The organism is Arthrobacter sp. zg-Y919 (genome assembly GCF_030142045.1).
Taxonomy (GTDB): domain Bacteria; phylum Actinomycetota; class Actinomycetes; order Actinomycetales; family Micrococcaceae; genus Arthrobacter_B.
Genome location: NZ_CP126242.1, coordinates 1,638,334 through 1,656,722, shown reverse-complemented (window position 1 = coordinate 1,656,722; position 18,389 = coordinate 1,638,334). Strand labels below are relative to the sequence as shown.

General features: G+C 66.8%; 15 protein-coding genes and 1 riboswitch. Of the genes, 10 read left to right on the top strand and 5 right to left on the bottom strand.

The features are described from left to right. Nucleotides 1–37 precede the first annotated feature (37 nt). Entirely contained in the window at nt 38–2,128 is a 2,091-nt protein-coding gene (locus tag QNO10_RS07780) for a transglycosylase domain-containing protein (RefSeq protein WP_229948102.1), read from the top strand. 137 nt (nt 2,129–2,265) lie between these two features. Beyond that, complete coding sequence (locus QNO10_RS07775; RefSeq protein ID WP_229948104.1) at nt 2,266–3,633, top strand: alpha-amylase family glycosyl hydrolase; 1,368 nt, start codon at nt 2,266–2,268, stop codon at nt 3,631–3,633. On the opposite strand, the gene QNO10_RS07770 is transcribed toward QNO10_RS07775, so the two are convergent. Together QNO10_RS07770 and QNO10_RS07765 are read right to left on the bottom strand one after the other, a co-directional pair. Continuing rightward, entirely contained in the window at nt 3,630–4,379 is a 750-nt protein-coding gene (locus QNO10_RS07770) for an SDR family NAD(P)-dependent oxidoreductase (RefSeq protein ID WP_229948106.1), read from the bottom strand. The genes QNO10_RS07775 and QNO10_RS07770 overlap by 4 nt on opposite strands. After that, nucleotides 4,363–5,082 carry a TetR/AcrR family transcriptional regulator gene (locus QNO10_RS07765; RefSeq protein ID WP_229948108.1) on the bottom strand — a complete coding sequence of 240 codons (720 nt, stop codon included), beginning with the start codon at nt 5,080–5,082 and terminating at the stop codon, nt 4,363–4,365. Before QNO10_RS07765 ends, QNO10_RS07770 begins: the two co-directional genes overlap by 17 nt. Before the next feature lie 169 nt (nt 5,083–5,251). Between QNO10_RS07765 and QNO10_RS07760 the strand changes: the two genes are divergently transcribed. The 6 genes from QNO10_RS07760 (at nt 5,252) to QNO10_RS07735 (ending at nt 13,191) form a co-directional block, all read left to right on the top strand. Further along, a complete protein-coding gene (locus QNO10_RS07760; RefSeq protein ID WP_229948110.1) occupies nt 5,252–5,401 on the top strand; it encodes a hypothetical protein in 150 nt (49 codons plus the stop codon). Between the two features lie 85 nt (nt 5,402–5,486). Next, on the top strand, nt 5,487–7,148 hold the full coding sequence (gene kdpA / locus QNO10_RS07755) for a potassium-transporting ATPase subunit KdpA (protein ID WP_229948112.1): 1,662 nt from the start codon (nt 5,487–5,489) through the stop codon (nt 7,146–7,148). Nucleotides 7,149–7,150: 2 nt separating this feature from the next. Beyond that, entirely contained in the window at nt 7,151–9,307 is a 2,157-nt protein-coding gene (gene kdpB, locus QNO10_RS07750) for a potassium-transporting ATPase subunit KdpB (RefSeq protein ID WP_229948115.1), read from the top strand. A 66-nt stretch (nt 9,308–9,373) separates the two neighbouring features. Beyond that, on the top strand, nt 9,374–9,982 hold the full coding sequence (gene kdpC / locus QNO10_RS07745; RefSeq protein WP_229948117.1) for a potassium-transporting ATPase subunit KdpC: 609 nt from the start codon (nt 9,374–9,376) through the stop codon (nt 9,980–9,982). A 3-nt stretch (nt 9,983–9,985) separates the two neighbouring features. Then, nucleotides 9,986–12,520 (top strand): ATP-binding protein, encoded by a 2,535-nt coding sequence (locus QNO10_RS07740; protein WP_229948119.1) that lies wholly within the window; start codon nt 9,986–9,988, stop codon nt 12,518–12,520. Continuing rightward, a complete protein-coding gene (locus QNO10_RS07735) occupies nt 12,517–13,191 on the top strand; it encodes a response regulator (protein ID WP_229948121.1) in 675 nt (224 codons plus the stop codon). Before QNO10_RS07740 ends, QNO10_RS07735 begins: the two co-directional genes overlap by 4 nt. Before the next feature lie 142 nt (nt 13,192–13,333). Here QNO10_RS07735 and QNO10_RS07730 read toward each other — a convergent pair whose 3' ends face one another. After that, nucleotides 13,334–14,224: a LysM peptidoglycan-binding domain-containing protein gene (locus QNO10_RS07730; RefSeq protein ID WP_229948124.1), complete on the bottom strand. Its 891-nt coding sequence runs from the start codon at nt 14,222–14,224 to the stop codon at nt 13,334–13,336. A 4-nt stretch (nt 14,225–14,228) separates the two neighbouring features. Beyond that, nucleotides 14,229–14,376, bottom strand: a riboswitch (cyclic di-AMP (ydaO/yuaA leader). A gap of 321 nt (nt 14,377–14,697) precedes the next feature. On the opposite strand from QNO10_RS07730, the gene QNO10_RS07725 reads away from it, so the two are divergent. Together QNO10_RS07725 and ligD are read left to right on the top strand one after the other, a co-directional pair. Continuing rightward, on the top strand, nt 14,698–15,918 hold the full coding sequence (locus tag QNO10_RS07725; RefSeq protein WP_229948126.1) for an MFS transporter: 1,221 nt from the start codon (nt 14,698–14,700) through the stop codon (nt 15,916–15,918). A 47-nt stretch (nt 15,919–15,965) separates the two neighbouring features. Then, nucleotides 15,966–16,988 carry a non-homologous end-joining DNA ligase gene (gene ligD, locus QNO10_RS07720; RefSeq protein ID WP_229948128.1) on the top strand — a complete coding sequence of 341 codons (1,023 nt, stop codon included), beginning with the start codon at nt 15,966–15,968 and terminating at the stop codon, nt 16,986–16,988. Nucleotides 16,989–17,022: 34 nt separating this feature from the next. On the opposite strand, the gene QNO10_RS07715 is transcribed toward ligD, so the two are convergent. Beyond that, nucleotides 17,023–17,250 (bottom strand): sulfurtransferase TusA family protein, encoded by a 228-nt coding sequence (locus QNO10_RS07715; protein WP_229948129.1) that lies wholly within the window; start codon nt 17,248–17,250, stop codon nt 17,023–17,025. 46 nt (nt 17,251–17,296) lie between these two features. Continuing rightward, entirely contained in the window at nt 17,297–18,349 is a 1,053-nt protein-coding gene (locus QNO10_RS07710) for a YeeE/YedE family protein (RefSeq protein WP_229948130.1), read from the bottom strand. Between the last annotated feature and the right edge of the window lie 40 nt (nt 18,350–18,389).

The window sequence follows — 18,389 nt, the reverse complement described above, 5'->3', positions numbered from 1 at the left end:
CAAGACCCTTCACAGGCAGTGTCGCTAAATTAATCGGATGCGTCCCCCCAAACCCTCATTCTTCGAGCGACTCTCCGTGCCCGGACGGTTGGTCGCGTTCTTCCTCGTCAGCCTGCTCGCCGGCGTGCTTGCCGCCAGCACCCTGATCCCCATGGCCGCAGTGGCTGCCACGGGAACCGACATGGCCGTGGGCGTACTGGACCAGCTGCCCGATGAGCTGGAAACCGGTCCCCTGGACGAGGGCTCGAAGATCTACAGCGCCGACGGCGTGTTGCTGGCTACGTTCTACTCGCAGAACCGGGTACCGGTGAAGCTGGACGAAATGTCGCAGAGCATGCAGGATGCCATTGTCTCCATCGAGGACGCCCGCTTCTTCGAGCACAACGGCATCGACTTCACGGGTGTGGCCCGCGCCGTTGCCTCCAACGCCGCCGGTTCGGATACGCAGGGCGCCTCCACCCTGACCATGCAGTACGTGAACAACGTGCTGATCAGCCGGGATATGGCCGACGGCAAGGGCGGCAGCGACCTGACCATCAGCGGCACCAAGGACCTGGGGGACAAGCTCCGCGAAGCCAAGCTCGCCGTCGCCGTGGAAAAGGAGTACACCAAGGAAGAGATCCTTGAGGGCTACCTGAATATTGTCCTCTTCGGCGGACAGACCTACGGCGTGGAGGCCGCGGCACACAGCTTCTTCGGCGTGACCGCCGCAGACCTGACTCCGGCACAGTCAGCCATGCTGGCCGGCATGGTGCAGTCGCCCAGCCACTACAACCCCTTCACCAACCCCGAAGGCACGAAGGACCGCAGGGACACCGTCCTCGCGGCCATGCTGAAGAACGGCAAGCTCACCCAGGCCGAATACGACCAGGCCGTGGCCTCCGGGCTGGACCTGAACCCGCAGAACGTAACGTCGGGGTGCACGGGAGCCGAGATGGCCCAGTACTTCTGCAGCTACGTGGAGCAGACGGTATTGCAGTCCGAGGCCTTCGGCGCCGACGTCGAAGAACGCGCCAAGCTCCTGGCCCGGGGCGGCCTGACCATCCGGACCACGCTCGACTCGCGGCTGCAGTCGCAGGCCCAGAAACAAATCGAAGCCCAGGTTCCGGTGGGAGACGCATCCGGGGCAGGTTCCGCAATCGTTTCCGTGGAACCGGGCACCGGCAAGATCCTGGCCATGGCCCAAAACACGGAGTACACCCCGGAACTGGGCAAGGGCAAAACCCAACTGAACTTCAACGTCGACGCGGACATGGGCGGCACCCCCTACGGCTTCCAGCCCGGGTCCACCATGAAGCCGTTCACGACGGCGGCCTGGCTGGCCTCAGGCCGCGGCCTCAACGACACCATCGACGCCACCCGGACGTCCTACCCCGCCGGCTTCAAATGGAAAGCCAGCTGCCTCGGCGCCAACGCCGAATTCGACGAGTGGAAATTCAAGAACGCCTCCGAGGGCTTTGAGAAGAAAATGACCGTGGCGGAGGGCCTCACCCAGTCCGTCAACACCGCCACCGTTGCACAGGCCGCGCAGCTGGACCTGTGCGACATCCGGGACACGGCCACCGATATGGGCGTCCACCGGGCAGTGGACGGGGAACCGCTGGAAGTCACCAGCCCCTCCTTCGTGCTCGGCGGCCAGGAAGTCGCTCCGCTGACCATGGCCTCCGCCTACGCCACCTTCGCCAGCGGCGGCACGTACTGCGAGCCGACGGCACTGACGGAGGTCACGGATGGCCGGGGCAACGCCTATGACGTTCCCGGTGGGGAATGCACCCAGGCCATCGACGCAGACGTGGCCGCTGCCGTGACGCAGCCGCTGCAGAAGCTGGTGGAGGGTTCACCCGGCAGCATCCATCCCATCGGTGTGCCGGCTGCGGCGAAGACCGGCACCACGGACATGTCCGAGCAGACCTGGACGGTGGGCTACACCACCGGCATCTCCACGGCCTCGTGGGTGGGCAACTGGAACTCCTACTCCTCGCTGAACAATCAGTCGATTAACGGTGTCACCCGCTCCTACGTGGACGGCTCCGCCATCGCTGGTGCGCAGTGGACCGACTACATGGCCGCCGTCGCCAAGCTCTACGACGCGAAGGCGTTCCCCGCCGTTCCGAACCGCATGCTCTAGCGCCATGGTCGCCACAGTCTCCACGTTCCCGGACAGGGCGGGTACCGGCGGGACTAGCGTCAGCGGGGATTTACGACGCTAAGCGTGCTGATGGCAGACTGGGAGAGACCAGGACGCAGCGCGAAGGGAAGAATCCGATGACACCCGATTGGGTCCAGCACGTGGTGTGGTGGCAGGTCTACCCGCTGGGGTTCGCCGGAGCGGAAAAGGCTGCGCTTCCCGACCCGCTTCCAGACCCACTCCCCGGCACACCCATGGATCGCCACGGATTGACCCGGCTGCTGCCGTGGCTCGATTACCTCGTGGAAATGGGTGCCTCCGGCCTCGCGCTCGGACCGGTGTTTGCCTCTGAAACCCACGGCTATGACACCACGGACTATTACCGGATCGATCCGCGGCTCGGGGACGACGCCGACTTCGACGAACTCATTGCGCAGGCCCACGCCCGCGGCATCCGGGTCCTCCTGGACGGCGTCTTCAACCACACCGGCCGCTTCTTTGCGCCGTTCCGGCAGGCGCTGGAACAGGGACCGGACGCGCCGACGGCGGACTGGTTTCGATTCTCCTGGCCGGATACCTGGACTCCCGGGACCGAACCCGAGTACGCGGATTTCGAGGGCCACCACCACCTCGTTGCGCTGAACCATAACGCACCCGCCGTGGTGGACTTCGTGGCTGACGTGATTAAGCACTGGCTGCGCCGCGGAGCCGACGGGTGGCGCCTTGATGCCGCCTACGCAGTGCCGTCGTCGTTCTGGGCCGCCGTGCTGGACAACGTCCGCTCCGAGTTCCCCGATGCGTACTTCGTGGGGGAGTACATCCACGGCGACTATCCGGCGGACGTGGTTGCCGGGCACCTGGACTCGGTCACCCAGTATGAGTTGTGGAAGGCGGTCTGGAGCTCGCTCGCGGAGGCGAATTTCTTTGAGCTGTCGGCTGCGCTCGAGCGGCACAACACCTTCCTGGACACCTTCGTGCCGCTGACGTTCATCGGCAACCATGACGTCACCCGCATCGCCAGTCGGCTGGGGGACTCGGGCCGGCTTGCCCATGCGCTGGTGCTGCTGTTCACCCTGCCGGGCACCCCGGTGGTCTATTACGGCGACGAGCAGGGCTACCGGGGGATCAAGGAGGACCGTGCCGGGGGAGACGACGACATCCGGCCGTCCTTCCCCGCGTCGCCGGAGGATCTCTCGGCGGTCGGGCAGCCGCTGTACGCCCTGCATCAGGAGCTGATCGGGCTGCGGCGGCGGCACCATTGGGTGCATGCGGCCCGCACCCGGGTGCATTCGCTGAGTAATGAGCAGCTGGTCTATGAGGTGTACGACGGCGGCCACTCACTGTTCACGGCGATGAACCTTGCTGACACATCGGTCACCGTGCAGGTGCCGGCCGCCGCCCGGGACGTCCTGTCCGGCGCGGGCGGGCTGGACGTCCAGGGCGGGCGGCTGACGCTGCCGGCGTTGGGCTGGGCCGTTCTTGGCCCAGCCGCCGCTGCCGGTTAGTACAGCTTGATGGTGCCGCCGTCGGCCATGAGGGTCTGGCCGGTCAGGTACTGCGAATCCTCGCTGGCCAGGAAGACCACGATGGGGGCAATGTCTGTTTCGGGATCGCCCAGGCGGCCCAGCGGGACGCCGTCAACGACTTCCTGGTAAGCCTCCGGGAAGGCCTTGCTCCACTGCACGATGCCCGGCGTAAGGGCGACCGGCGAGACCACGTTCACGCGGATGCCGTCCGCAGCCCACTCGTTGGCGGCGGTGCGGGAGATGGCCCGGATGGCTTCCTTCGCCGCGGCGTAGGCGACCTGGTTCGGCAGGCCCTTGATGCCGGCACCTGAACCGAAGTTGATGATGCTGCCGCGGGTCTTCTTCAGTTCCGGATACGCCGCGCGCATCAGGTGGAAGGTTGCCATGGTGCCCGTGTTGAAGGACAGGTCCCAGATCTCCGGCGTGGTTTCCATGATGGGTGCCTGCTTGGAGGCATGCGCGTTGTTGACCAGGATGTCCAGGCCGCCGAAGCGCTCCACGGTTTCGGCCACGATGGCTTCGGCGTTCTCCGGCTTCGAGATGTCCTTGGCGATGAAAATGACCCCGCCCTTGCCCTCGAGGTCGGCCAGGAGCTTGTCGCCCTGCGCCTGGTCGATATCCACCACGGCGACGTTGGCGCCTTCTGCGAGGAACCGCCGGACAATGCCCTGGCCGATTCCGCCGGCCCCGCCGGTGATGATGGCGGTCTTATTGCTGAGTTTCATTTTCTTCCTTCCGTGAAACCGGGCGGATTGGGGCGCCCGGAGCTTTGTTGAGGCCCTGTTCGACGCCGGCAATGAAGTTCGCGACGAAGAAGTCGAGGGACCGGCGTGAGGTGGTGCGGCTGATGCCCTGGTCCTGGAACCGGGCGGCCTGCGGGTGGGCCGCCACGCCGTCGGCCCCCCAGAGGGCATGACCCGGTGTTCCGTCGGCCGCAGCCCCCTCCGGTTCCGGAACCCCGTGATTCGCTGCCGCGGTGATGGATGCCGTACCGATCACCGCCGCGGAGATTCCCAGCAGGCAGTCGAAGCCCTGCTCCTGGTCCAGCCCGGCGGCCTTCAGCCGGGACAGCACGAGCTCCACCTCTGCGGGGGTTGCCATGTTCACGAGGCGGCGCGGCGTGAGGACGATGCGCAGCAGCCAGGGATGTGCGGAAAAGGCACGCCACTGGGCATCGGCGAAGTGCTGCAATGTCTCCTGCCAGCCGAGGTCGTGGTCCGGCAGGAGGGCGTGGTCGGCAGTGGCTGCGTCAGCCATCAGCAGCAGCAGGTCCCGCCGGTCGGAGACATGGCGGTAGAGGGCCATTGCGGAAACACCGAATTCTCCAGCCACCCGCCGCATGGAGACGGCGTCGAGGCCGTCGGTGTCCGCGATGCGGACCGCGGCGGCGGCGATGGCGGACGGGTGAAGCGGAGTATTCCGGGTCATGACGGTCCCTTCGGACGGATAGGCAGTTTACAGTGTATACCCGTCGGTTCCGCTGCAGGGGACGGGATGCCGGGACCCGCAGGCATGGGCATTCCGTAAGGGTTTACCGCCGGGACGTGAGGAAAGCGTGAGGATGGCATTCGGGGCCTCGGCGAGGGCATCTAATCGAATGCGGCACAAGGTGTGCCCGTGCTGCCGGACGGCGGTACGAAAGATCCAGCTGGGGGCAATTCCTGTGCTCGACGTAATTTTTGTGGTTGGCTTCGTGGCGCTCTTCGCCGCGTTTGTCCTGATGGCCGGGGCGGTGGAAAAGCTTTGATCTTCTTCAACGTCCTTGCGCTCTGCCTCGGCGTAGCCGCGGTGTTCTATCTCCTCGCAGCTCTTGCCCGGCCGGAGCGGTTCTGATGGGCGGGTGGGTAACGGCGGCCCAGGTCATCAGCCTGGTCGTCCTGCTGGCCCTGGTGTACCGCCCGCTTGGCGACTACATGGCCCGGTTGTACTCCTCGGAGAAGCACCTCAGCGTGGAACGCGGCTTCTACCGCCTGATCGGGGTGGACGGTTCCTCCGCCCAGGCCTGGCAAAGCTACCTGCGCGGCGTCCTGGTGTTCTCCGGGGCCAGCATGTTCCTGCTCTACCTGCTGCAGCGGATCCAGCACCTGCTGCCCGGCTCGCTCGGCCTCCCCGCCGTGCCGGAAGCCCTGTCCTTCAACACTGCGGCATCCTTCGTCGCCAACACCAACTGGCAGTCCTATTCGCCCGAAGTGACCATGGGTTACGCGGTGCAGATGGCCGGACTGGCAGTGCAGAACTTCCTTTCGGCAGCCGTTGGCCTGGCCGTGGCCGTGGCCCTGGTCCGCGGGCTGGCCGGCCGTAACTCCTCCACCATCGGCAACTTCTGGGTCGACCTGACCCGCGGTGTCCTGCGGCTGCTGCTGCCGGGTGCCTTCGTGGCTGCTTTGGTGCTGCTGATCGGCGGTGTGATCCAGAATTTCAACGGCTTCACCTCCGTCACCACCCTGATCGGCGGAACCTCCACGGTTCCCGGCGGTCCGGTGGCCTCCCAGGAAGCCATCAAGCTGCTGGGCACCAACGGCGGCGGCTTCTTCAACGCCAACTCCGCCCACCCGTTCGAAAACCCCAGCGGGTGGACCAACCTGGTGGAAATCTTCCTGATGCTGGTTATCCCGTTCAGCCTGCCCCGGACCTTCGGCACCATGGTGGGGGACCGCCGGCAGGGCTACGCCATCCTGGCCGCCATGGCCGGTATCTTCACCGTTTCACTCGCGGCCATGACCGCCTTCGAGTTCGGTGCCGCAGACGGGACCGCAGGTTCAATGGAGGGCAAGGAGCAGCGGTACGGCATTGCCGCCTCGACGCTCTTCGGCTCCACCAGCACGCTGACGTCCACCGGTGCGGTGAACGCCATGCATGACAGCTTCAGTCCGCTGGGCGGCATGATGGCAATGCTGAACATGATGCTCGGCGAAGTGGCGCCCGGCGGTGTCGGTTCGGGCCTCTACGGCATGCTGATCCTTGCAATCATCACCGCCTTCGTGGCCGGGCTCCTGGTGGGACGCACCCCGGAATACCTCGGCAAAAAGATCGGGCCCAAGGAAATCAAGCTCGCCAGCCTCTACATCCTCACCATGCCGACCCTGGTCCTGGTGGGGACCGCGCTGAGCTTCGCGGTCCCGGGCATCCGGGCCGACATCGAGGGCACCTCCATCCTGAACACCGGACTCCACGGCTTCAGCGAGGTCCTGTACGCCTTCACCTCCGCGGCGAACAACAACGGGTCCGCCTTCGCCGGACTCACGGCCAACACCCCGTGGCTGAACACCGCACTGGGCGTGGCGATGCTCGTGGGACGCTTCCTGCCGATGGTCTTCGTGATCGCCCTGGCCGGAGCATTCGCCGAGCAGGGCAAGGTCCCGGCCTCGGCCGGCACCCTGCCGACCCACCGGCTCCAGTCAGTGACGCTGCTGTGCGGCGTCACAGTCATCGTGACTGCCCTCACCTTCTTTCCCGTACTCGCGCTGGGTCCCCTGGCGGAAGGACTGCAATAACCATGTCCACACTTACCAAACCCCTGGAACCCAGCGAGGCACCGGCTTCAGCTCCGGCCCCGGCCGCCCGCGGTATCACTGCGGGCTCGCTGGCCGCCGCCCTGCCCGGAGCCTTCCGGAAAATGGATCCGCGGCTGATGGTCCGCACCCCGGTGATGTTCATTGTCGAAGTGGGTGCCGTCCTGATCACCGCGATCGCCATCGCGGAACCCTTCCTCGGCGGTCCCCAGGACTCGGGCGGCACCCCCGTCCCGGGCGCCTTTTCCTGGCTGATTGCGGGCTGGCTCTGGGCCACCGTCATTTTCGCCAACCTCGCCGAATCGGTGGCCGAGGGCCGCGGTAAGGCGCAGGCAGCCAGCCTGCGCAACAGCCGCGCCACCACCACCGCCTACCGGGTGGACGGCTATGACGCAGACCGGGATTCCGCCGCCCTCACAGCGACCGTGAGCGAAGTACCCTCGGCCGAACTGGCACTGGACGACGTCGTGGTGGTTGAGGCCGGACAGATCATTCCCGGTGACGGCGACATCATCGACGGCATTGCGTCGGTCGACGAATCAGCGATCACCGGCGAATCCGCCCCGGTGGTCCGCGAATCCGGCGGCGACCGGTCGGCCGTCACCGGCGGCACCCGTGTCCTTTCGGACCGGATCGTCGTCCGGATCACCAGCAAACCGGGTGAAACCTTCGTGGACCGGATGATCCGGCTCGTTGAAGGCGCCGCCCGGCAGAAGACCCCCAACGAGATCGCGCTGAACATCCTGCTGGCCACCCTCTCGCTGATCTTCGTGGTGGTGGTGCTGACCCTGAACCCGCTGGCCAGCTACTCGTCCGCCACCGTGAGCATCCCCGTCCTGGTGGCACTGCTGGTCTGCCTGATCCCGACGACCATCGGTGCGTTGCTGTCCGCTATCGGCATCGCCGGCATGGACCGGTTGGTCCAGCGCAACGTGCTGGCCATGTCCGGCCGTGCCGTCGAGGCCGCCGGCGACGTCACCACGCTGCTGCTGGATAAGACGGGCACCATCACGTACGGCAACCGCCAGGCCGCCGGATTCATCCCGATCAACGGCACGGAAAGCACTGACCTGATTGATGCTGCCGTCCTGTCCTCCTTCGGGGACCCCACTCCGGAGGGCAAGTCCATCGTGGACCTGGCCGCTTCGGAGGGCTGCCGCCCGGAGCCCCCGGCCGGCTCGGTCAGCGTGCCCTTTACGGCGCAGACCCGGATGAGCGGTATGGACTTCCCGGACGGGGCGAAGATCCGCAAGGGAGCTTCAGCAGCCATCCTGGACTGGACCGCCGAAGCCGGCGGCATCGACGTCGACGTCCTGATCGCCGTCGAGGAACAGGTGAAGAAAATCTCCACCGGCGGCGGCACCCCGCTGCTGGTGGCGGTCCGCGACGCCGACGGCGGCACCCGGGTCCTGGGGGTCATCCACCTCAAGGACGTGGTCAAGGAGGGGCTGAAGGAGCGCTTCACGCAGCTGCGCGCCATGGGCATCCGTACTGTCATGATCACCGGCGACAACCCCTACACCGCCAAGGCCATCGCGGCCGAAGCAGGCGTGGACGACTTCCTGGCCGAAGCCACGCCGGAGGACAAGATGGCCCTGATCCGCCGCGAACAGGCCGGCGGACATCTGGTGGCCATGACCGGCGACGGAACGAACGATGCCCCGGCGCTGGCCCAGGCCGACGTCGGCGTGGCCATGAACACGGGAACCTCCGCGGCCAAGGAAGCCGGCAACATGGTGGACCTGGATTCGGATCCCACCAAGCTGATCGACATTGTCGGCATCGGCAAGCAGCTGCTCATCACCCGCGGTGCGCTGACCACGTTCTCGATTGCCAATGACATCGCCAAGTACTTCGCGATCATCCCGGCCATGTTCGTGGGCGTCTTCCCGGGCCTGGCGGCACTGAACCTGATGCAGCTGCATTCGCCGGCGTCGGCCATCCTCTCTGCGGTGATCTTCAACGCGTTGATCATCGTGGTGCTGATTCCGCTGGCCCTGCGCGGCGTGAAGTACCGTGCCGCCGGCTCGTCGTCGGTGCTCAGCCGGAACCTGCTGATCTACGGCGTGGGCGGTGTGATTGCACCGTTCATCGGCATCAAGCTCATCGACCTGCTGATCAGCCTTATTCCGGGGTTCTGACATGGCGGCCACTATCCGGATCCTCAACCTCATCGAACGCAGCATCCCCAGCACTAGGAGCAGGAAATGAACCCCGTCCGCAGCAGCATGCGCCAACTTGGTGTCTCGATCCGGGCCCTGGCGGTGCTCACGCTCCTCCTGGGCGTGGTGTATCCGCTGGCAGTGGCCGGAATCGGCCAGGCAGCACTGCACGGCCGTGCCAACGGCTCCATGGTCAGCAGCGGCGGAACCGAGGTCGGCTCCAAGCTCATCGGGCAGTCCTTCACGGACGCCGACGGCGCGCCCCTGCCGCAGTGGTTCCAGTCCCGCCCGTCCGCGGCCGGTGACGGCTACGACGGCGGAGCATCCAGCGGTTCCAACCTGGGTCCGTTGAATGAGGACCTGGCCGCCGCCATAGCGGAGCGCCGGGCAGCCGTGGGTGAGCTGGAAGGCGTGGCTCCGGAGGATGTTCCGGCCGACGCCGTGACCACCTCGGGGTCGGGACTGGACCCGCACATCAGCCCGGAATATGCCCGGCTGCAGGTGAACCGGGTGGCCACCGAACGCGGCCTGGACCCGGCGCAGGTTTCTGCCCTGGTCGACGACGCCACGCAGGCGCCGTCGGCGGGAATCCTGGGGAACAGCACCGTCAACGTGTTGCTTTTGAACATTTCGCTGGCCGAGCTGGACACTTAGTCCATGACGCGAGGACAACTGAGGGTATTCCTGGGAGCGGCGCCCGGTGTAGGCAAGACCTACGCCATGCTCGAAGAGGGACGCCGCCTCCGGGATGAAGGATCCGACGTCGTCGTCGCACTGGTGGAAACCCACGGGCGAGCCGGGACGGCCGCCATGGCCGATGGCCTGGAGACCGTCCCGCGCACCACCCTGCAGCACCGCGGGCTGGAACTCCAGGAACTTGATCTGAACGCGGTGCTGGCCCGGGCGCCCGAATACGCGCTGGTGGACGAGCTCGCCCATACCAACGTGCCGGGACTCAAACACGAAAAACGGTGGCAGGACGTGCAGGCCCTGCTCGACGCCGGGATCAACGTCCTGTCCACCGTGAACATCCAGCACATCGACTCACTCAATGACGTGATCGAGCAGATCACAGGCACCCTGCAGGCCGAAACCGTGCCGGACGCCGTCCTGCGCGGGGCCGAACAGGTGGAGCTGGTGGACCTCACGCCGCAGTCCCTGCGCGGACGCCTGGCCGACGGGGTGATCTACCCCGCCGAACGGGTGGACGCCGCCCTGTCCAACTACTTCCGGCTGGGCAACCTGACCGCCCTGCGCGAACTCGCGCTGCTCTGGCTCGCCGACGAGGTGGACTCGGCCCTGAACCGCTACCGCGCCGAGCATGGCATCAGCAGTAAGTGGGAGGCCCGGGAGCGCGTGGTCGTGGCGCTCACCGGCGGTCCCGAGGGCCGGACGCTGCTGCGCCGCGGAGCGCGGATCGCCGCCCGGTCCGCGGGCGGCAAGCTCCTGGCCGTCCATGTGTCCGGAGCCGACGGGCTGCGCGGACCCGAGCCGGGGGAACTGGCCGCGCAGCGGATCCTGGTGGAGAAACTCGGCGGCACCTTCCATCAGGTGGTGGGCAACGACGTGCCGCAGGCACTGGTGGAGTTTGCCCGCGGAGTGAATGCCACCCAGCTGGTGGTGGGAGTCAGCCGACGCCCCCGGATCGCCGCCCTGTTCTCGGGCCAGGGCATCGGTGCCACCGTCATCCGGGAGTCCGGGGACATCGACGTGCATATGGTCTCGCACTCCGCTGCCGCCCGGACCCTGGTACTCCCGCATTTCGGCAGCGCACTCTCGGTGCGCCGGCGGGTGCTGGGTTTTGCCTTCGCCCTGGTGGGCGGTCCGCTGCTCACTGCGGCGCTGGTTTCGGCCCGCAGCGCGGAAACCATCACCGGCGACGTGCTGAGCTACCAGCTGCTGGTCATCCTGGTGGCACTGGTCGGCGGCATCTGGCCGGCATTGTTCGCGGCCCTGCTCTCCGGCCTGACCCTGGACTTCTTCTTCATCCAGCCGCTCTACACGGTGACGGTGGCCACGCCGTCGCACATGCTGGCGCTGAGCCTCTACGTGGTCAACGCGATGCTTGTCAGTTACGTTGTTGATGCCGCCGCCCGGCGCGCCCGCACCGCCCGCCGGTCGGCGTCGGAATCCGAACTGCTGGCATCGGTGGCCGGCAGCGTGCTCCGCGGCGAAGATGCCCTGGCCGCCCTGGTGGGGCGGACGCGCGAGGCCTTCAACGTCAGTGCCGCCCGCATGCGGTGCGACGGCAAGGACCTGTATTCCGAAGGCGAGTGGCCTGCGGAGGTCTCTCCCGAAGACCCGGCCTTCACCCGCCTGCCCGTGGGGGAGCAGTGTTTCCTGGAACTGTGGGGGCGGGAACTGGCTGCCTCCGACCGGCGCCTGCTGGCCGTCATCACCGCCCAGCTGGAGGCAGCCCTGGAGCACCGGGACCTGACCGAAACCGCCAGGGGACTCGGTTCCCTGGCCGAGGCGGACAAGGTCCGCACGGCCCTGCTGGCCGCCGTCGGGCATGACCTCCGCCGGCCGCTGACCGCCGCAACCGCCGCCGTCACCGGGCTGCGGGCAACGGACGTCACATGGTCCGAAAAGGACCGCAGCGAACTGCTGGCCACGGCCGAGGAATCGCTGGCTTCCCTTTCCGGCCTGGTCACCAGCCTGCTGGATGTCAGCAGGCTCCAGGCCGGTGTCGTGGGGGTGAGCCTCGAGCCGCTGAACGTTGCCGATGCTGTCCTGCCCGCACTGGAGGAACTGGAACTTGGACCGGCGGAAGTGGAACTGGAAATTCCCACGTCGCCCCGGGTGGTTCTGGCTGATCCGGTGCTGCTGCAGCGCGTACTGGTCAACCTGCTGGCCAACGCGGTGCGCTTCAGCCCGCCCGGAACGAAATCCGTCTTGAGCGTCAGCGAGTTTGCCGGACGGGTGGAGATCCGCGTCATAGACTCGGGACCCGGCGTTCCGGAGCAGCGGCGGGGAGAGATTTTCGTCCCCTTCCAGCGGCTGGGGGATACCGACAACTCAACCGGGCTGGGTCTGGGCCTGGCCTTGGCCAAGGGATTCACGGAAGGAATGGGCGGAACACTGGATACCGAAGACACACCCGGCGGCGGACTGACCATGGTCCTCTCGCTGCCGGCCGCCAACCGCCGTGTTCCCGCGGGCGGACAGCGGTCCCCGGCGGTGGCCGGATGAAGATCCTGATCGCCGACGACGACGTGCAGATCCTGCGTGCGCTGCGGATCACCCTGAGCGCCTACGGGTATGAGGTGGTGACGGCGGAGAGCGGCAGCGCAGCCATCCGCAAGGCCGTGGACACCCATCCGGACCTGCTGGTCCTGGACCTGGGTATGCCCGGGCTGAGCGGGATGGATGTCATTGAGGCCGTCCGCGGCTGGAGCGCGGTTCCCATCCTGGTGGTGTCGGGCCGGATCGATCCGGCGGACAAGGTGCGCGCACTCGATCTTGGCGCGGACGACTACGTCACCAAGCCCTTCTCGACGGAGGAACTGCTGGCCCGGATCAGGGCGCTGTCCCGCCGCTCACCGGCGGCAGCGGGGCCAAGCGAAATCACCTTCGGCCCGGTGCGCGTGGACCTTGCCGGGCACCGCATTGCGCGGGTCGACGACGGCTCTGATATCCGCTTGACCCCGACGGAATGGCGGTTCCTGTCCGAGCTGCTGGCCCATCCGGGGATGCTGGTGACCCAGCAGACGCTGCTGACCAACGTCTGGGGGCCAGGCACGACCGACTCCGGGTATCTGCGCCTCTACATCGGGCAGCTTCGGCGCAAACTGGAGAGCGACCCGGCCGCACCGGTGCACCTGCTCACCGAGCACGGCATGGGGTACCGGTTTGTGCCGTGACGTGCCTGACGTGCCTGATGTGCCGGACGTGCCGTGATGTGCCTGGTGCCAGAACCGCAGGCCGGTCCGGCTTAAAGCAGTGAGCGCCCGGCCCCGGTAGGGGACGGACGCTCACTGTGGGATGCGTTGGGGCTAGGAAGCCTTACGCAACACGGTAGAACACGGGGCCGGAGCCGACGTTCGCGGACTGAACGACGGTCTCGCTGCCGTTCCAGCCGCTGTGGATGGCCTGGCCGTTGCCGATGTAGATGGCAATGTGGGCCAGGCCCATGCCGCCGTCGGCGTAGTAGGCGATGTCACCGGGCTCCGGGGTGGAGACCTGGGTGCCGTATGCTGCCAGCTGTGCCGGACCGAGGTCACCCACGGAGTGGCCGGCTGCGCGCAGGGCAACCTCAACCAGTACGGTGCAGTCCTGGGCTGCGCCCAGCTGCGACTGCGCCGAGGCGAGCATGATGGCGTTGGTGCCACTGGCTGCCGGGGTAATCGAAGCGGACTGCGTGCTGATAACGCCGGTGTTGGCAGCGGATGCTGCCGGTGCGGCTGCGGCCGGTGCGTAGGCTGCAGCGGGGGCGGCAGCGGCAACGGGGGCAGCAGCGGCGGCCGGAGCGGCTTCGCCGGCCAGGGTTACAACGTCGCCCGGGTAGATAACGGACGCCAGGGAGAGGCCGTTCAGGGAAAGAACGGTATCCAGGCCTACGCCGTAAGCGGCGGAGATCTGGCCCAGCGTGTCACCGGAGACCACGGTGTGGGTGGCGGCAGCGGCGGCCGGAGCTGCAACCGGAGCTGCTGCAACCGGAGCTGCGGCAACCGGGGCTGCTGCAACCGGTGCGGCCTGCACCGGGGTGTAGGTGTCGTTGGCGACAACGCCGGCGGAAGCCGGTGCGGCCATGCCCAGCATGATGCCGGAGCCGGCGACAACTACAGCAGCGGTGCTGCCGAAGGTGCGGCCGCGGCCTGCAACGGCCTGTGCGATGGTGGTCCGTGCGCTGGTGTTCTCGGCGCGGTGACGGCCCTGAGTCTTGTTGAAAGTCATTTGAATAACCTCTCCCGATACCTGCGAGGTGAGCTGTCGGATTCGGATGGGAGTCACCCGGCCGCCGGATCATCCGGTCGGCTTAACCCCAAGGGTTCACAAGGAACCCGTAAATGGTTCCCCCGCCCCTGCCGTGGTGGTGCGTTCTGTGGACCCCGGACCAGCGGCAGAGCTAGGTAACAAGCCCGGGGGAGCCGCATCAGAAAGCGGCATGGGAATAACCGTACAAGATAGTTACGGTTGGATAACCATTGTGTGATCAGCTTCTCGCGGGGGTGTGTGCGGGGCCGCGGTGTGCTAGCACTTTTTCGCCTCGCAGGCCACTCCGGGCACTGTTTCACCGTGGGTCACGGGGCTTTCCGGACCGGCCTCGTCTGGGCCGGATCCGATTTTCCGTGGGGGGCGGAAGCGCGTAAGGTTGTTAGGCAGCCTTCCAATCTTGGAGGCGGGGTTCCGAGCAACAGGAGTACGCAGTGGCTGGCAGCGGTCAGAAGTTATGGTCCAAGGGATTTGTCCTGGCGATCATCACCAACCTCTTTATTTCGATGGTCTTTTATCTGCTGATGACCACCATGGCGCTCTACACAGTGAAGGAATTCTCCGCCTCTGACGGAGCCGCCGGATTCGCGTCCGGATCCTTCGTCCTCGGCGCCCTGGTGGCTCGGGTGTTTGCCGGCAAGTTCCTGGACTTCGTCGGCCGCCGCCGCCTGCTGGTGGCCAGCCTCGCGGTGTTCGTCGTGGCGTCGCTGCTGTACGTCCCGGCCTCGAACCTGGCCCTGCTGCTGACGGTCCGGATCCTGCACGGTGCCGCGTTTGGTGCGGCCAGCACGAGCCTGTCCGCCTCCGTCATGGGACTTATTCCCGCGAACCGGCGCGGGGAAGGCACCGGTTATTTCGGGATCTCGACTACCTTGGCAACCGCCGTGGGGCCGTTCCTGGCCGTGATGCTGGTGGACTCCGTGAGCTACCGCGCCCTGTTCCTGTTCGCCGCCGGCTGCGCCGCCGTCGCACTGGTCCTGTCCCTGGTGCTCCGCCTGCCCGAGCGCACGCCCACACCCGAGGAGCAAAAGACCAAGTGGCGGATGCACCTGACGGACATCATTGACCCGGCCGCGCTGGCCATTGCCTCGGTCATGTTCATTGCCGGTGCCGCCTACGCGGGCATCCTTTCCTTCCTCAACTCCTATGCGCAGAGCGAGGGGCTGGTGCTGGGTGCCAGCCTGTTCTTCGTGGTTTACGCCGTCGTTGTGCTGGTCTCCCGTCTGTTTGTGGGACGCCTCCAGGACCGGCACGGCGACAACGCCGTGGTGTACCCGACCCTCGTGTCCTTCGCCGCCGGGATGGCTCTGCTCGCCTATGCACCCAACGACACGGTGCTGGCCCTGGCCGGTGTGTTTGTGGGCTTCGGCTTCGGCGCTCTGATGCCGTGTGCCCAGGCCATCGCCGTCACGATGGCAGCGCCGACCCGGATCGGCCTGGCAACGTCCACCTTCTTCATCCTGATGGACGCCGGTGTCGGGCTCGGCCCGCTCCTGCTGGGGTTGCTCCTGCCGCTGACCGGATTCCACGGCATGTACTGGGTGCTGGCCGCCGTCCTACTGGCTTCCACCGGGCTCTATCACCTGGTGCACGGCCGGAAAAACTACCGGCCCGGTGCAGCGGTGGAACCGGCCGCAGGCGTTCCCGCGGCCTGACACGGTAGCCTCTTTCCCACACGTCACCGTTGAGGGAAAGCAGACCCATGGCACGCGAGGAAACCACCCTGACCGTCCCCGGCCCGGAGGGAGAGCGGCAGGTGCGCATCTCCAGCCCCGGCCGGGTGATTTGGCCGGAACCGGGAATCACCAAACTGGATCTGGCCCGCTACCTCGCCGAAGTCGGTGAGGCTTTCATCCGCGCCAACGGCGGCCGCCCGGTCTCACTGGAGCGCTTCCCCGAAGGCGTCGGCGGGGAGGTCTTCTTTTCCAAGAACCCTCCGCGCGGCATGCCGGACTGGATGCGCTCAGTCACCGTGAAATATCCCAGCGCCCGGTCCCATCCGCAGGTGGTGCTGGATGAGCCAGCCGCGGCGGTGTGGGCGGCCCAGATGAACACGGTGGTGTTCCATCCGTGGCCGTCCCGGGCCGAAGACACCGACAACCCTGACCAGCTGCGCATCGACCTGGATCCGCAGCCGGGAACGGATTTTGACGATGCCGTCCGGCCGGCCCAGGAGCTGCGGTCCATTCTGGCGGAGGCAGGACTGGACGCCTTCATCAAAACATCGGGGAACCGGGGCATCCACCTCTTTGCGCCGATCCGGCCGGAGTACGAGTTCCTGGATGTCCGGCATGCGGTGATTGCCGCGGCCCGGGAAGTGGAACGCCGGATGCCGGACAAGGTCACCACTGCCTGGTGGAAGGAGGAACGCGGCACCCGGGTGTTCGTGGACTTCAACCAGGCCAACCGGGACCGCACCATGGCCGGCGCGTACAGCCCGCGGGCGTTGCCGGATGCACCCGTTTCCTGTCCCATCACCTGGGAGGAACTGGAACGGGTGCACCCGGCCGACTTCACCATTGCCACCGTCCCGGAACGGCTGCGCACTGTGGGGGACCCGTGGGCGGACATGTCCGCCGCGCCGGGATCCATCGACGTCCTGCTCGGCTGGTGGGAACGGGACCTGGCCAGCGGCCTCGGCGAGCTGCCCTTCCCGCCGGACTACCCGAAAATGCCGGGGGAGCCGCCCCGCGTCCAGCCCAGCCGGGCCCGCCGCAAGGACTAGGCCGGGTTGCGGCGGTGCGGCGGTTACAGCTGTGTCAGGCCTTCTGCACCGTGATCGACCACTCCGCCGGACCGCGCTTGGAGAAATCCGTGACCGGGTAGCCGCTCTCCGCTGCCCAGCGCGGAATGGCATCCGTCGCCTGGGTGCAGTCGAAGTGGATCACGAGTTCATCGCCGGTGGTGAGCGTGGTCATGGCCTGCTTGGCCTCCACGAGCGGGAAGGGGCAGACGGAACCGTTGGTTTCCAGGGTGACCTGTGCCATGTGGTGTGTTTCCTTTTCTATCTTTTGTGGGGGGAAGGGGAGGGGATTAGACGCCGGCGGGGATGCGCGGCGCGGCGGCCGCCGGACGGCGGTTCATGATGGTCAGCTTCGCCGCGACGCCGGTGCCGAGGATCATGAAGATCAGCGCCGTCCAGCCCTGGAAGGTGAACTGGGCGGTCTGCACCATGGCGTTGCCGATGGTGCAGCCGCCGGCCAGTGCAGCGCCGATACCCATCAGGGCGCCGCCGCCCAGGCTCTTCACTGCCGTGGCGGCGTCGGGCACCCGGACCCGGAATTCGCCGCTGCCCTTGGCGGCGATGAAGGACCCGAGCAGGATGCCGATCACCAGGTACACGCCCCAGTCCACGAGCTCCGCATCGCCGGTCACCAGGTAGCTGACCAGCTTCGAGGACGGCGTGGTGATGCCCAGGCCGTCTTCACGCCCGGTGGCCCAGCTCAGCGGCCAGGCAATGATGGCAATCAGGCCGATGACGACGGCGGTCGCGAAGGCATTCCACGGCTTTTCGAACAGGAGGTGCGCCAGGCCGGTTTTCGACGCCGGAAGGGACGCCATGGCGAACTTCGGCTTGGCCAGGTGGTGGCGGACGGCCAGGGCAACGGCAGCCACGAGGACCGCCACCAGCAGCCAGGGCGAAACCCCCAGCACCGAATAGAAGTTGCTCTGCTCCACGGTGACGGACCGCATTGCGGTGTTGAAGCCGGCCAGCGGACCGGTCTTCATGATTGCCGCGAACAATGCGTAGGAAATCAGGGCGAGCCAGCTGCCGACCAGGCCTTCGCCGGCCCGGTAGTAGGTTCCGGTGGCGCAGCCGCCGGCCAGGATAATGGCGAAGCCGAAAATGAAGCCGCCCACGATGGTGGCAAGCCACGGGAACGCGTTGGCTTCAAGGGAAATAACCCCGGCCGCGTCCAGGGCGAAGACCCCTACGCTCTGCACAGCCACGACTACCAGGAACGCGGTCAGCCAGCGGGTATTGCGTGTAACCCAGACATCCCTGAAGGCGCCGGTGACGCAGAAGCGGCCCCGCTGCATAACGAACCCCAGCGCCAGCCCGACCAGCAGGCCTGAAATAAGCATTGATACTGCTCCTCAAGAGAAAAGAAAAGATGCCGCGGCA